Source organism: Pedobacter sp. AC402 (genome assembly GCF_979252805.1).
Genome location: NZ_CEEDAI010000009.1, coordinates 34,807 through 48,810 on the forward strand (window position 1 = coordinate 34,807; position 14,004 = coordinate 48,810).

Below are 14,004 nucleotides of genomic sequence, written 5' to 3' on the forward strand. Positions count from 1 at the left end.
AGTTTTTAAAGATAATTAATTAAGCTTTATATCGAAACACTAAATAAAGAGAAAAAGTATAAGAAAGTTTTAAAAACCCAAATTTACTTAGAAATGATTGGTAAATACTTGGCCCTGTAAGCATAAAACAGGAATAAGTTAAAGAGTAGCATTACTGCAACCATTGGTAATTGTTTCGGACCTAAGAATGCATGGTAAAGAAAAATGTTTAAGGTAACCGGAAAAATAAGGAGTGCAGCTAAAGGCGCAGTACGACCAATAAGCAAAAGTACCCCACCTATTAACTCTGTAACCTTAATTAAGGGCATTAAATAAACTGAGGCCATTACCCCAGACATAAATGTGCTTTGTGCGGCCGACATTGCCGGAGCATCTTTAGGCATTAAATGGAGAAAAAAGCTTACGGATGCAAAAAGATACATGGCGCCCAAAAGAACGCGAACAATAATAACTGCAATTTTCATGGTGCTTAAAATTTTGGTTTATATAGTTAAAAATAATAATTTATTAGATTATTTTATTAGTGCTTTGCTCAGGATAGTTAATTGGTTCATGGAGTCGAAAAGTTTAAATAAGCCACCTTTTTCATTAGATTCTGAAACAAGTTCAGGTGGACGATATATAATGAATGACCAATGCTATGGTTTTGTGCCAATTATTTATGAACTATGAACCATAACGAAGAGCCATGAACTATTAACCATGAGCCCTTAGCCATTGACTATCAGCTATGAACTATCAACCATGAGCCATTAACCTCGAGCCATTGACTATCAGCTATGAACTATCAACCATGAGCCATTAACCACGAACCATGAGCCATTGACTATGAGCCATCTGCAAAAGACTTAGGACTCAAGACTTCCGACTCAAGACTATTTATAATCATAATTCACCATCCACTGAATACCGAATTTATCAGTTGCCATACCAAACAGTGCGCCCCAGAAAGTTTTTTCCAAAGCCATGGTTATCTTTCCACCAGCAGAAAGGCCATCGAATAGACGTTTAGCTTCTTCTTCGCTTTGTGCATCAACCGATAATGAAATACCAGTACCAAAAGTAGCTGCCGGCATTGGGTCGGTGATATCTGTTCCCATTAAAATGTTCCCACCAATTGGTAAAGCGATATGCATTAATTTTTCCTGATCGCCAATTGGCATACCTTCACATCCGGGCGAATCTTTATAGCGTTGCACCACCGCAAACTCGCCTCCAAATACTGATTTATAAAAGTTAAATGCCTCTTCGGTATTGCCATTAAAGTTTAAATACGTGTTTACTGTTGCCATTGTTTTGTTGTTTTATCTTGTTAAGACTGGTTATTTATTATTTGTTTAATTATTACACTAGTTGTTACCCTGAGGGATAATATATTTTTATAAAATCTATATAAATAACAGGAGATAATGTTGGTAAATCGCTTCAAAGTATCGTCATCCGATAGCTATAGGATGCAAGAAGGAACGACGAAGCAATCTTTCATGTTTGGTAACCCAGCGATAAAGATTGCTTTACTGTAGTCCGTTAATAGTAGCGTAGTCGAACGGCTGCTTATCATAAGATTCTTCGCTACATCCAATCTATCACATCTAAATAACCAAGTACGTTTACGATACAAGCTTCGTCAATTTAATATCCATCCAGTCCACCCATTTTGTACCGTCAAACTGCTCCCAGGTACCTTCAATCGTATTGTGTTTAAAATTCCCTTTAAAACGTTCGTTATCAGCAAATATTAAAATGATATCATCAAAAATTTTAAGCGTAGCTATTGAAATGTTTCCTTCATTATCGAAGGATTGTGACCTGAATACATCTTCCATGTCATCATAAAGCATAATCTCCAATGCCTGTACCTGCCTTTTACCGAACATTACCTCTACCCGATGAGTTAAGAAAAAACCTCCTTCAATCCATTCGTAAGTATCTGTTCCGGTAATTACTTCACCTGTTTTTGTTAAACCATCTGTTTTCCATTTACCAATATAAGGATTTAGCAGATCGAGTTTATTGTTTCTAACCATTTAGTTTAGTGGATTAACGACAAGCTTTTGGTAAATATTCTTTAACTGGTGCACATGCCGCTGGGTATGATAAATTACAAAATAAACAGCCTCTAACCGTGTAAGATAACCATAGCCGGGCAATTTGTACAAAGCACAGGTTTTGGTTAAATCCAACCCTGTTACCGCATTAGATATTCCTGCTCTGATCTGCTTTAAATTTTGCAGTAATGCCAACTGGTTGTAAGCTTTATCTTCAGGGTAGATCTCTTTTGGCGAATTATACTTTACATTAAAATTTAAAAAATCCTTCTTTATTTCCGCTACCAATAAATCGGCAGGCTTATCTGTTTCTGTTACCGGACCATTAATTACCTGTAAAAATCCATTGTTAGCTAAAACGAGGTGCTCTGCCAACTGCCCTGCAGACCAGCTGCCTGCATAAGGGATTTGGTTAATTAAATTTTCTTCAAAATCCGAAAAAACACGCTCCAATGTCAATAATGTTTCATTGGTTTCATTCAATACCTTTTCCATAATTACATATAATTCATTCCGGCGTAGCCCAATAACCTGCGCCACAAAGCAATCTGCCCGATACAGTTGGCCTCGCGGTAGGTGGTAAAACCAATCATTTCAAACAGCGTAATTTCCATCCCGGGCATACTTAGCTTCTCTTCTAATTTTTCATCTGTAGCCTGGGGTTAGAGCATCCTGCAATTGCGGCGAAATGCTTTTCCAATCTCTAATAAGTGCTTCCAATGATGGATAATCAGCATCATCAACAATGCCTTTGTTATTGGCAAAAAGTTCGTCGGTTATGGATGGCAGGTTGATACCGAATGATTTGGCGAGGAAATAACGGCCCTGCACAATACTCCCTGTAATCCACGCAATATGGTTGGCATTGGTATCCAATCTTTTTTGCTTATCCTTTTCCGCTATGCCATCAAGCGCCCTTAATAAAAAATCTGTATGCATTTCGTACAGCACTATAAAGCCATACATTCTGCTACTTGTTGGGGTGGTTTTCATATCGTTTATATTTAGCTGATGAAAGTAAAATAAAGTTAAAGCTAAATGCAGCTGCACAGCGTTGCCGTAAAAGTCAATCTTAAGGGGCATTTCAGACAAATTTTATATATTTACGATACCTAAATTTTTAACCAAATGATACAAGTAGGTGTTTTACTACCCAAAAACTTTCGTTTATTAAGCATAGCGGCCATTTTAGACGTATTTGATACCGTTAACGGATTTTACCGGAAAGATGATCTTGAAATTCCATTTAACATTAGTTTAATCACACTGGATGATAAAGATTACCGTTTTAGCGATCATCCATGCGTTCCTTTACAAAAAGCGACAAACCTTAACCTCATTCTTGTACCATCGTTTGCAACCAATGACATTAAAGATTGTATTGCTGTAAACAGTATATACATACCATGGTTAAATAAACAGCACCAGGCGGGGGCAGAAATTGCCACCTTTTGTACCGGTGCTTTCCTGCTTGCGGCATCCGGCTTGTTGGATGGCAAAGCAGCTACCACTCATGTTGATGCCTGCAGTGCATTTACCTCGGCTTTCCCATTGGTAAATTTAAAGGCCGATAAAACGGTAACGCAGGATGGCAGATTATTTACCAGCGGAGGTGCAACCTCCACCTTCCATTTATTGTTACATCTTTTACAGCTTCATTGCGGAAAGGACATGGCCGTTAAAGTGGCAAAAATTTTCGCCATCGATATGGACCGGGTAAACCAATTGTACTTTAGCACCTTTCAGCCTATCCGCCACCATAATGATGATCTGGTAGCTTCGGCGCAAGAAAAAATAGAAAACAATTACCAGGATGTAGCCACTATTGAAGAAATGATTAAAGATATTCCATCAAGCAGGCGGAATATTGTGCGCCGGTTTAAACAGGTAATTGGCATTACGCCTATCGAATACCTCCAGCAAACCCGAATAGAAGCGGCAAAAAAAACTCCTTGAGCAAACTGCACAGCAGATGACGGAGGTGATTTACAACTCTGGCTATAACGACCCTAAAGCGTTTCGAAAAGTGTTCAGGAAATCAGTTGGGATGACACCGACGCAGTACCGAGATAAATTTCAGGCGAGGTAAAAACAAATAATATTAGGCTGAGATGGCTGAATAACTATAAACGAAAGTTTAACTACGTAAATAGTTTTCAACATTAAAATAAAATATGTTAATAATTAACATAAAATAAATGCACCACCATGCATAATTTAAGATAACTTAACGTTATAATTACACTAACCAAATAACTATTTATATGAGCACATTCCTTTTAATCACCGCGGCATTTTATATTATTTCCTTTGGATTAATGTTATACTGCTATTTCTCCGCTGAACAGATTTCCAGTGAAGACGAAAATTTTTAATCAGTTCTATTTCCCGTCATCAAAATTAACGTCTCCCTTTAAATAAAATACATTAGGCTTTCTCACAGAAAGACAATAAAATGTATGGCTAAACTTAGTCCACGTTCTTCTTTAAAAAATTATTGATTATTTATTTGCGATCCACTTAATTAAGTAGGGTGCTGCACCAGTGTACCATAGAACTGCTGAGATTAAAAATATAGCAATCAGGATCCACAAAATTGGCCATCCTTCAAATTTATGCTTTGAAGCCGGGATATAAGACTCATCAAGTTTATTATGGTCATTGTCCATCCTTTCACCCCTTTTTTCTGGTTTCGGATTAGATATATTGCTCATAAAATATTTAGTTAGGAATGCAAACTTAAGCTATAAACCTATAAATCAAAAATTAGTTTTAACATATATATAATTTAATTTCAAAAAGAAATTAAAAAAACTCATAAAGCTATACAAAACAGCCCTCAGTGAGTCAAATACTAACAAAAGCCAAATTCTTTGCAATTATTTTAAATACAGTGATCAAAATATAGGCTAAAAACCTGTAGCATAGTGAAGTCAATTTATTAAAATAAGGCCTTCGGGTATTTTTATTGTTTGGAAAATGCCTGCTGGTATTTTAATGGGGTTTTGCCAGTAATTTCGCGAAAGTATTTATGGAAACTGGTAAAGTTGTAAAAGCCGCAATCGTAACAGATTTCTTTTACCGTAAGGTCGTTTTCAATCAGCAGTTTGCAGGCTTGTCCCACCCTGATTTCGTTCAGAAACTGCGTGTAGGTTTTTTCTGCTTTTGGTTTTAAAAAACTTGCAAAATGAGTTGGGACTGATTTTCGCCACGGCGGCAATTTCTTTCAGTTCGATTTTATTTTTGTAGTTGCTGATGGTGTAATTGTAAATTGATTGAATCCTGTCTTTTTCATTCTCCAGGAAATTGGGTTTAAAACCTAAAGAAACCAGGATACTTTTCTCCTCACAGTTGGCTATTTCGGTTAAAACCTCCAACAGTTTGATGATGCGCATGGTACCTGTAGCCGCAATAATCTGCGGCATTAAAGCAGCGATTTTTGTTTTAGAAGCACCCTCCAGTTTAATTCCCTGTTTAGATTGTGCGATGACTTTTTTGAGTTCCTGATTCTCGGGAAGGTCTATAAATTCCTTTCCCAAAAAATCTTCTTTAAAATGAATCGCATATACATCAACGGATTCATCGGTTGTTTGCTCAAAAAACTTCAGGATCGAAACGCCAGTAATGCGGCAAATTGCTCCCAAGTAAAACAACATCGCCATCACTAAAATTTTTAATGCTATCACCGATAAACTGCGTGCCCCTACCTTTTTTGATGTAGATTAACTCCAAAGCAGAATGGTAATGCCACAGGTTGTTTACATCGGGCATAATATCTCTTCGAGCACTAAAAGAATCTACCGTATTGGTAGATACATTGAGTAAATGCGGTTTCATAAATTCTTAAAAAATCAATCTAATATGCAGTAATATTTCGCAATGTATAAAATTGAGACAATATCATTTAATAATTAGATCATAAAGTTAAATTTTTATTAGCACTTATCGGCTTAATTTGTAAAGCAACATCTCACCATCCTGGACAGATTTTGCTTAACCAATACCATAACCAAATCAAATATGAGCCACACCACACCAACAAATTTTAAAGTCTCTGATGTACCAAAGAATGGTAAAGGATACTTATTTCCATTAATTTTGGTTACCAGCCTTTTTTTCTTTTGGGGCTTTGTACACAATCTCGATCCGGTATTAATTCCGCATTTGCGTAAAGCTTTCCAATTAAATGTTTTCGAATCCACATTGGTCGATTCTTCGGTGTTTATTGCTTATTTTCTTTTGGCCCTGCCTGCAGGTTACATCATGCGGAAGTATGGTTATAAAAGCGGTATCATATTGGGGTTGGTATTGTTTGCAATTGGTTGTTTATTGTTTATACCCGCGGCAAATACGGCACAATATATCTTTTTTTTAGGTGCCCTTTTTGTAATTGCTTGCGGTTTAACCTTTTTAGAAACAGCAGCAAACCCTTACGTTACAGTATTGGGACCGCCAGAAACAGCAACACAGCGTTTAAATTTTTCACAATCTTTTAATGGTTTAGCAGCATTTTTAGCCCCTGTTTTAGGAGGCAAATTTATTTTTACCGAAGCTAAACACACTGATGCCGAACTGGCTAAACTGCTTCCTTTAGAAAAGCAGGCTTATGTGCTCGAAGAGGCTTCTACCGTGAAAGCACCCTATTTAATTTTAGGCATCCTGATTATTGTGGTTGCTGTGCTTTTTATTTTTACTAAACTGCCCGATATTAAAGAGGAGGAAACTGGAAATGAAAAAAGTTCTTTTGGTCATGTTTTAGGGCATAGGCATTTGCGCTGGGCCATTATCGGGCAGTTTTTCTATGTTGGCGCACAGGTTTGCGTACTCAGTTTGTTCATCAGTTTTATCACATCATCTGCAGGAATCAGTCAGTACGAAGCAAAATGGTATGCTAGCGCGGCAGGATTAGCCTTTCTGCTGGGCAGATTTGCCGGTACGTTTTTTATGAGATTTGTTGCTCCCCACAAACTGTTAATGCTTTATGCCATCATCAGTGCAGCACTCACCCTGGTGGCCATTTTTGCAACCGGAATGATAACTGTGTATGCTCTAATTGGAGTAGCATTTTTTATGTCAATCATGTTCCCTACCATATTCTCATTAGGCATAGCAGGTTTAGGTAAAGATACCAAACTGGGTTCGTCGTTAATTGTAATGTCGATTGTTGGAGGAGCTTTTTTACCACCGGTATTGGGTTTAATATCAGATGCCGCACACAACATACAATACGGCTACCTGGTACCTTTCGTTTGTTTTTTAGTGGTATTTTATTTTGGATGGAAAGGCTGGAAACCCAATCATATAGAAAAAGAAATAAGTTTAGAAGTATAAGTAAGGATGAAAAAATTAGTCATTAAGATTAACGGTGCAGATAATGTTTTGGTTGCGTTACAGGATTTGCCAGCACAAACCACAATACTTTACGATGGGCATACCTACATAACCGTTGAAGAGATTGCGGCAAAGCATAAATTTTTTATGCAGGATATGAAAGCGGGGGATGAAGTTATAATGTATGGTGTTTTGGTAGGTAAGGTTCAGTTTGATGTGAAAGCAGGCATGCGGATGAATGTAGAAAATACCAAGCATGCTGCCGAACCCTTTGCGTACCGCAATGTTAATTTTAAGTGGGAAGCACCCGATGTGAGCAAGTATGCGCAAAGGAGTTTTAATGGCTATCACCGCAAAAACGGAGCTGTTGGTACAGCAAACTACTGGCTTTTCATTCCAACGGTGTTTTGCGAAAACAGAAACCTTGATATCATAAAGGAATCATTATATAGCGAATTGGGTTATGCTGTGGATGCTCAATATAAATCATACACACACAAACTCGTTCAGGCCTTTGAAAATGGAGAAGACATTAACAACATCAGCTTTGAGCCTAAGGTAAACAGCGCCAACCGCACTTTTAAAAATGTAGACGGGATTAAATTCCTCACCCATAATGGCGGTTGTGGCGGTACGCGGCAAGATTCGGATACGTTGAGCAAGCTATTGGCCGCTTATGCAAACCATCCAAATGTAGCGGGCATTACGGTTTTAAGTTTGGGTTGCCAGCATTTACAGGTTGCAGATTTTAAACGTGATCTTTTTGCGCTTGACCCTGATTTTGATAAACCTCTTTTAACTTTTGAGCAGCAAAAAGCACAAAGTGAAGAACAATTGATTCAAAATTCGATAAAAAGTACGTTTGAAGGATTAATGTTTATTAACCAGCAGAAACGCGAAGCAGCACCTTTGAGCAAATTATGTGTAGGTGTAAAATGCGGTGGCAGCGATGGATTCAGTGGAATTTCTGCCAACCCTGCTGTTGGTTATTGCGCCGATTTATTGGTAGGCTTGGGTGCGAAAGTTTTGTCTGCAGAATTTCCTGAGTTGTGTGGTGTAGAGCAAGAGATGATCGATAGATCTGTAGATCGACCAACGGCAGAGAAATTTATCCGCTTAATGACAGAATATGACGATTTAGCGCATAAAGTTGGTTCGGGTTTCTACATGAACCCTTCTCCGGGTAATATTAAAGATGGTTTAATTACCGATGCAATAAAATCGGCTGGTGCTGCACGTAAAGCAGGTTCTTCGCCAGTTGTTGCTGTTTTGGATTATACTGAACCGGCAACCAAACCAGGCTTAAGTTTGGTTTGTACACCCGGCAATGATGTAGAGGCCACCACCGGAAAAGCTGCCGCAGGCGCAACTTTAATTTTGTTTACGACTGGCTTAGGTACTCCAACAGGAAATCCGGTTTGCCCAACTATTAAAGTGGCAACAAATTCCATTTTGGCCAAACGCATGAGCGATATTATCGATATTGATACCGGAGCAATAATAAATGGTGAGAAAACCATTAACGAAATGGGAGAAGATATTTTAGAATACTGTATCAAAGTGGCCAGTGGTGAAGAAATTCCTAAAGCTGTACAACTCAATCAGGATGATTTTATTCCATGGAAAAGAGGTGTAAGCCTTTAGGTGATGGATAAGATCTTCGATATAATCTCAAAAGATTCATTGCTTATTTAAGTAAACGAATGTCAAAGTAATCGAAGATCAATCTTTTATGGTTACTGAATGATAGTGTCTAATTACGCTCAACTGATAATCATGATCATTTTGCTATTTAATACAACAACAAAACATTAACCAAATATGAATTTAAATTTAGACGGAAAAATAATACTTGTAAGTGGTGGTGCAAAAGGAATTGGTGCTGCTATTGTTAAGGCTTTGGCCATTGAGAAGGCGTTTCCGATCATCATCGGCAGAAATGAGGATGATAATCAAAAAATGCTTCAAGAGGTTAAAGATTTAGGTTTAACAGCCGATTACTTCACCGCAGAACTTACCGCACCCGAAAGCTGTAAAACTATTGTTGATGCTGTTTTAGCAAAATACAACAGAATTGATGGTTTGGTGAACAATGCCGGTGTTAACGACGGTGTGGGCCTTGAAAACGGAACCTATGAAGCCTTTATGGAATCGTTGCATAAAAACGTAGTACATTATTATTTACTGGCCAAACATGCCTTACCTGCACTAAAAGTAAGCAAAGGTGCTATCTTAAACATCGGGAGTAAAACTGCAGAAACCGGTCAGGGCGGAACTTCTGGTTATGCTGCATCCAATGGTGCCCGCAATGCGCTCACCCGCGAATGGGCGGTAGAATTATTGCCATTTAGCATTCGCGTTAATGCCATTATCGTTGCCGAAGCCTGGACTCCGCTATATGAAAAATGGATCGGTTCTTTCGAAAACCGGGATGAAAAACTGAAAAGCATTACCGATAAAATCCCATTCGAAAATAGAATGACAACCGTTGATGAAATTGCAAATACCGCGGTGTTTCTGTTGTCTGATAAATCAAGTCATACCACGGGCCAACTAATTCATGTAGATGGTGGTTATGTGCATTTGGATAGGGCTTTGTTGTAAAAACCCCTCGGTCTGTGTTCTGAAAGGCCGAAATGAAAATAAAGTTTAATGGTCTGTGAGGACACAGACCATGGATTTAACTACAGATTTATATTTATTTCATGCCTCGTCGGTCTGTGTCCCCCCAGACCGAAACCTATATAACCTAAGTGCATTAAGATTCCCAATCGAGTTGGGAATGACGTATTTCGCTTAAGTAACTTACCACTAACGCCTCGGTCTATGTCCCCAGAGACCGAAATAAAAATAAAGTTAATGGTCTGTGAGGACACAGACCATGGATTTAACTACGGATTTATATTTAATTCATGCTTCCTCGGTCTATGTCCCCAGAGACCGAAATGAAAATAAAGTTAATGGTCTGTGAGGACACAGACCATGGATTTAACTACGGATTTATATATTTCATGCTTCCTCGGTCTGTGTCCCCACAGACCGAAATGAAAATAAAGTTAATGGTCTGTGAGGACACAGACCATGGATTTAAATACAGATTAATATTTAATTCATGCTTCCTCAATCTGTGTCTCCAATACCAAAATGAAGAACAAAGTTTAATGGTCTGTGAGGACACAGACCATGGATTTAACTACAAATTTATATTTATTTCATGCCTCCTCGGTCTGTGTCCTCACAGACCGAAACCTATATAACCTACTTGCATTAAGATTCCAAATCAAGTTGGGAATGAAACGTAACTAGCTCAGGAAACATATTACTTTCTCTTCCTTTCTTCCAGGTAAACATGCCATAAAAGCATAGTGGCGATGGTTCGGTAAGGTTTAAACTGATCCGCAGCAGCCAATACCTCATCTTTACTTGTACCCGCCGCCAGGCCCTTTACTTTTTTCAAAGCATTAACCGCTGCCAAATCACCTATCGGAAAAACATCGGTGTGGTGGAGCATAAAAATCAGGTAAATATCCACTGTCCAATCGCCGATTCCTTTAATTGTTTTGAGCTTGCTTCCGGATGCTATGATCATCCATCTTTTCCAGTTCGCTTAATGATAATGATCCGCTGAGGAGGCTTTCAGCCAAATGTCGAACATAAACTGTTTTTTGTCTGCTAAAATAACAGCCTCTCAACTCCTGGTCGGTGAGTAATAACAACTTTGCTGGCGTAGGCTCACCTATTTTCTCTTTCAATTTATTTAGCGTAGCCAATGCCGAAGCCAAAGAAACCTGTTGTTCTAAAATGATATGTACCAACGATTCAAAGGTATTGGGCCTCGACCAAAATGGAGGATAACCATACTGATCTAAAATGGCTTGCAGATCTGCATCTCTGTTGGCCGTTAAATCGCAAAGTTGGTGAAAGTTGGCTTGATCAAAGGTTTCGAACATGAAAGTGATTTTATTCAAATTAAAAGCAAGAGTAATTTACCACCGCCAGCAAGTTAGCCTTACACCTGGTTGCCACAGATAGCGTTTGCAAGCTACATATAACTAAGAATTGTATATTTAGATGTATATCTAATAAATAAATGCCTTGCAAAATATTTGCAAGGCATTTTTATTTTTGGTACCCAAGAGGAGATTCGAACTCCCACACCCATACAGGCGCCAGCCCCTCAAGCTGGTGCGTCTACCAATTTCGCCACCTGGGTTTGTGCTGCAAATATAATTTAATTTTGGATTTTAAAAAGCCTTTAAACTTCTATTTTTAAACCATCGAAAGCCAGTTTAATATTTGCTGGTAAATCTTTATCTACATCGGCATGTTTACCCAAATTATGGCTAATGTGTGTAAGGTAAGTAGTTTCGGCCCCTACCCTTTTGGCAAAAGCAATGGCTTCGTTTAAGGTGAAATGAGAAATATGCGGCTCATTTTGCAAGGCATTAAGCACCAATACCTTTGAGCCTTGTATTTTTTCGAAACTTTGTGCTGATATGGTTTTGGCATCAGTGATATAAGTAAAATCGCCAATCCTATAGCCGGTAATCGGTAGTAAATGGTGCATTACCTCGAAAGGAATAATGGTACTTTGGCCAATTTTAAAATCTTCTCCATTGGTTACCGTGTGCAAATTAATTTGCGGTAAACCATGGTATTTGGTTTCGGCAAAAATGTAATAAAACTCTCTTTTTAAAGCCGTTTGTACCCTTTCGGTGGCATAAACATCTATTACCTTATGCAATAAATAATTAAATGGCCTAATATCATCCAAACCGGCAATGTGATCTTTATGCTCGTGTGTAAACAGAACGGCATCAAGATCTTTTACCTGCTCACGCAAAAGCTGGTAACGAAAATCTGGTCCACTATCTACCACGATGGTTTTATCGGCTGTTTCAATTAAAATAGAAGTTCTTAAACGGTTATCTTTCTTATCAGAAGATAGACATACCTCACAGGTACAGGCAATTACAGGAACGCCTTGTGATGTACCGGTACCTAAAAAAGTAACTTTCATCTGCTCAAACTTTCCTTTCTAAAATGGCTGTGCTGTATCTTCATTAAAATAATTCGGTTTGTTGTAAGGATTGATAAAACTGACGCTGTTTTTCGTCTAACCCGTTTTCATCTGTATTGGTCTGTTTTACAAGTGTAACCAATGCGGCAATTTTTCCTTCCAGGTTAGAAAATTTATTCACTACAATTACCTTATTGTGCTCGAGCAAGCAAGAACCTGTTTTAAAGTTCCCTTTCTCGTAGCGCACCTTATAACCCATTGCGAAAAGCAGGGCCTCTAATTTCTCTAAAGTATGGTTTGTTAGTGATAACGACATTGGAAACAAACTTAGATAAATCTGCGCAGCATTCATAAACACATGAGAAAAATTTATCAACCACTATGTTCATTACGAAAAATCAGCGTCATCTCGACCGGAGCAAAGCGTAGTGGAGAGATATTTGAAATAGACGAAAAGATCTCTCCTCCAAGGGAGCTCCTTTAGAACACTACGGTCGAGACGATTCATTGTAAAACCTGTCATCGAGTTCCTGTGTTTTAGCCAAATACTAACTTCTACCAGTGTTCAGGAACCGCGTTCGCTCCCTACCAGTTTTATTGAAATGTGCTAACCTTATTATTCTAAAGAATTTATTCGATTTTTTGAATGTTGCTAGAAAACCATTGTTTCTTAAAAGGACCGTGCCACTTAAACCCGACAGCAGCGGCAGCGCCTGATTCTTCATCGGGCCTATAGCGAATGGCGGGACTAGTGTAACCTAAGAATTACTGTAAATGCTTTCCAAAAAAGCAATATATAGCCTGCGATACACCTAAAAATCTGATTTCAATAAAACTAAAAAAGGTTCAGTTGTTTCCAACTGAACCTTTTATGTTTGATCCGCTTGGCGCAGAAATTATCATTATCTTTAAATCTACCACTTCAACACCAGGATATTTCTTTGCATCGAAAGCAAAAGTAGTTTCTGGCACATTTACATTAGGTGAAAAAGTTTTCACGTTGTAAGTATACTTATTCCCGTTTTTATCAAATAAAACAACATTTGCAATTTGCTTAGCAGCTTTATCAATACTTAAACGCACTTTAAAAATCGATTTTTTTGCATCCACAGGAGTTAAATCAATCATTTGATAAGTTTTAGCACCAGCTTTTTCTTCGCCGGTATAAACATATTTAAATCCTTTTTCATAAACTGTAAAAATCTTTGCAGGGTTAATGGCATCGCCGCTGTTATCTACATTGCTTACCTGCACTTCTTTATCTTTTTTAAGGTAAGTCCACTGGCTTTTACCATCGCTAAACAACTCCTGGTTAGTCATGGCAACTTTGTATTTGTTAGAGTTGGCTTTAACGTATAAAGTACCTTGTTGTGTTTCTTTTACTTTAGCTTTTGGATTATCCAGGGTAAAGGTAAAATCAGTTTTTACAACATTATACGATTTGTATTTTTTACTTACCTCAGCTAAAATTGCTTTAGCTTTCGCATCAGTTTGAGCATAGGTTGATGTTGTAAAAGCAACTACAACCATCAATGCTGAAATTAATTTCTTCATCTTTTCTTTTTTAAGTTTTTTCTTTGAAACGTTAGAGTAGATTTTTTGGTA

19 protein-coding genes and 1 tRNA gene are annotated in these 14,004 nt (G+C 37.9%); 5 read left to right on the forward strand and 15 right to left on the reverse strand.

Annotated features, from left to right (window positions below; genetic code table 11):
* Positions 1-83: 83 nt before the first annotated feature.
* The 5 genes from AC0IWE_RS10500 to AC0IWE_RS10520 form a co-directional block, all read right to left on the reverse strand.
* Positions 84-464, reverse strand: coding sequence for a DoxX family membrane protein (locus AC0IWE_RS10500; RefSeq protein WP_055903898.1), 381 nt, complete (start codon positions 462-464; stop codon positions 84-86).
* Positions 465-875: 411 nt separating this feature from the next.
* The gene (locus AC0IWE_RS10505; RefSeq protein WP_471793034.1) at positions 876-1,292 is read right to left on the reverse strand and encodes a VOC family protein; all 417 of its coding nucleotides are present in this window, start codon (positions 1,290-1,292) and stop codon (positions 876-878) included.
* A gap of 318 nt (positions 1,293-1,610) precedes the next feature.
* On the reverse strand, positions 1,611-2,027 hold the full coding sequence (locus tag AC0IWE_RS10510) for a hypothetical protein (protein ID WP_471793035.1): 417 nt from the start codon (positions 2,025-2,027) through the stop codon (positions 1,611-1,613).
* Entirely contained in the window at positions 2,028-2,543 is a 516-nt protein-coding gene (locus AC0IWE_RS10515; RefSeq protein WP_471793036.1) for a DinB family protein, read from the reverse strand. It lies immediately after the preceding gene.
* Between the two features lie 150 nt (positions 2,544-2,693).
* Entirely contained in the window at positions 2,694-3,041 is a 348-nt protein-coding gene (locus AC0IWE_RS10520; protein WP_471793037.1) for a hypothetical protein, read from the reverse strand.
* Between the two features lie 135 nt (positions 3,042-3,176).
* Here AC0IWE_RS10520 and AC0IWE_RS10525 point away from each other — a divergent pair, with 135 nt between their 5' ends.
* Both AC0IWE_RS10525 and AC0IWE_RS10530 read left to right on the forward strand, forming a co-directional pair.
* Entirely contained in the window at positions 3,177-4,004 is an 828-nt protein-coding gene (locus AC0IWE_RS10525; RefSeq protein ID WP_471793038.1) for a GlxA family transcriptional regulator, read from the forward strand.
* A gap of 16 nt (positions 4,005-4,020) precedes the next feature.
* Entirely contained in the window at positions 4,021-4,137 is a 117-nt protein-coding gene (locus AC0IWE_RS10530) for a helix-turn-helix domain-containing protein (RefSeq protein ID WP_471793039.1), read from the forward strand.
* Positions 4,138-4,549: 412 nt separating this feature from the next.
* Here the strand turns inward: AC0IWE_RS10530 and AC0IWE_RS10535 are convergent, their stop codons facing one another.
* The 4 genes from AC0IWE_RS10535 to AC0IWE_RS10550 all read right to left on the reverse strand — a co-directional run bounded on the left by AC0IWE_RS10535 (position 4,550) and on the right by AC0IWE_RS10550 (position 5,885).
* Positions 4,550-4,762, reverse strand: a complete 213-nt coding sequence (locus tag AC0IWE_RS10535) for a hypothetical protein (RefSeq protein ID WP_055903882.1) — start codon at positions 4,760-4,762, stop codon at positions 4,550-4,552.
* 251 nt (positions 4,763-5,013) lie between these two features.
* Positions 5,014-5,187, reverse strand: coding sequence for a helix-turn-helix domain-containing protein (locus tag AC0IWE_RS10540; RefSeq protein WP_471794029.1), 174 nt, complete (start codon positions 5,185-5,187; stop codon positions 5,014-5,016).
* Positions 5,144-5,587: a hypothetical protein gene (locus AC0IWE_RS10545; RefSeq protein WP_471794055.1), complete on the reverse strand. Its 444-nt coding sequence runs from the start codon at positions 5,585-5,587 to the stop codon at positions 5,144-5,146. Before AC0IWE_RS10545 ends, AC0IWE_RS10540 begins: the two co-directional genes overlap by 44 nt.
* Positions 5,588-5,642: 55 nt before the next feature.
* Positions 5,643-5,885 (reverse strand): cupin domain-containing protein, encoded by a 243-nt coding sequence (locus AC0IWE_RS10550; protein ID WP_471793040.1) that lies wholly within the window; start codon positions 5,883-5,885, stop codon positions 5,643-5,645.
* A 183-nt stretch (positions 5,886-6,068) separates the two neighbouring features.
* Here AC0IWE_RS10550 and fucP point away from each other — a divergent pair, with 183 nt between their 5' ends.
* The 3 genes from fucP (at position 6,069) to AC0IWE_RS10565 (ending at position 9,983) form a co-directional block, all read left to right on the forward strand.
* A complete protein-coding gene (gene fucP / locus AC0IWE_RS10555) occupies positions 6,069-7,379 on the forward strand; it encodes an L-fucose:H+ symporter permease (RefSeq protein WP_471793041.1) in 1,311 nt (436 codons plus the stop codon).
* Between the two features lie 6 nt (positions 7,380-7,385).
* A complete protein-coding gene (locus AC0IWE_RS10560) occupies positions 7,386-9,023 on the forward strand; it encodes a UxaA family hydrolase (RefSeq protein ID WP_471793042.1) in 1,638 nt (545 codons plus the stop codon).
* A gap of 177 nt (positions 9,024-9,200) precedes the next feature.
* Positions 9,201-9,983 (forward strand): L-fucose dehydrogenase, encoded by a 783-nt coding sequence (locus AC0IWE_RS10565; RefSeq protein ID WP_471793043.1) that lies wholly within the window; start codon positions 9,201-9,203, stop codon positions 9,981-9,983.
* A gap of 715 nt (positions 9,984-10,698) precedes the next feature.
* On the opposite strand, the gene AC0IWE_RS10570 is transcribed toward AC0IWE_RS10565, so the two are convergent.
* The 6 genes from AC0IWE_RS10570 to lolA1 all read right to left on the reverse strand — a co-directional run bounded on the left by AC0IWE_RS10570 (position 10,699) and on the right by lolA1 (position 13,953).
* The gene (locus AC0IWE_RS10570; RefSeq protein WP_471793044.1) at positions 10,699-10,968 is read right to left on the reverse strand and encodes a hypothetical protein; all 270 of its coding nucleotides are present in this window, start codon (positions 10,966-10,968) and stop codon (positions 10,699-10,701) included.
* Positions 10,931-11,329, reverse strand: coding sequence for a DNA glycosylase family protein (locus tag AC0IWE_RS10575; protein ID WP_471793045.1), 399 nt, complete (start codon positions 11,327-11,329; stop codon positions 10,931-10,933). Before AC0IWE_RS10575 ends, AC0IWE_RS10570 begins: the two co-directional genes overlap by 38 nt.
* Before the next feature lie 176 nt (positions 11,330-11,505).
* Positions 11,506-11,592: transfer RNA gene (locus tag AC0IWE_RS10580), tRNA-Leu, on the reverse strand.
* A 42-nt stretch (positions 11,593-11,634) separates the two neighbouring features.
* Positions 11,635-12,399: an MBL fold metallo-hydrolase gene (locus AC0IWE_RS10585; RefSeq protein ID WP_471793046.1), complete on the reverse strand. Its 765-nt coding sequence runs from the start codon at positions 12,397-12,399 to the stop codon at positions 11,635-11,637.
* Between the two features lie 43 nt (positions 12,400-12,442).
* The gene (locus AC0IWE_RS10590; protein WP_055903999.1) at positions 12,443-12,715 is read right to left on the reverse strand and encodes a hypothetical protein; all 273 of its coding nucleotides are present in this window, start codon (positions 12,713-12,715) and stop codon (positions 12,443-12,445) included.
* A gap of 530 nt (positions 12,716-13,245) precedes the next feature.
* The gene (gene lolA1, locus AC0IWE_RS10595) at positions 13,246-13,953 is read right to left on the reverse strand and encodes an outer membrane lipoprotein periplasmic chaperone LolA1 (RefSeq protein WP_471793047.1); all 708 of its coding nucleotides are present in this window, start codon (positions 13,951-13,953) and stop codon (positions 13,246-13,248) included.
* Positions 13,954-14,004: the final 51 nt, after the last annotated feature.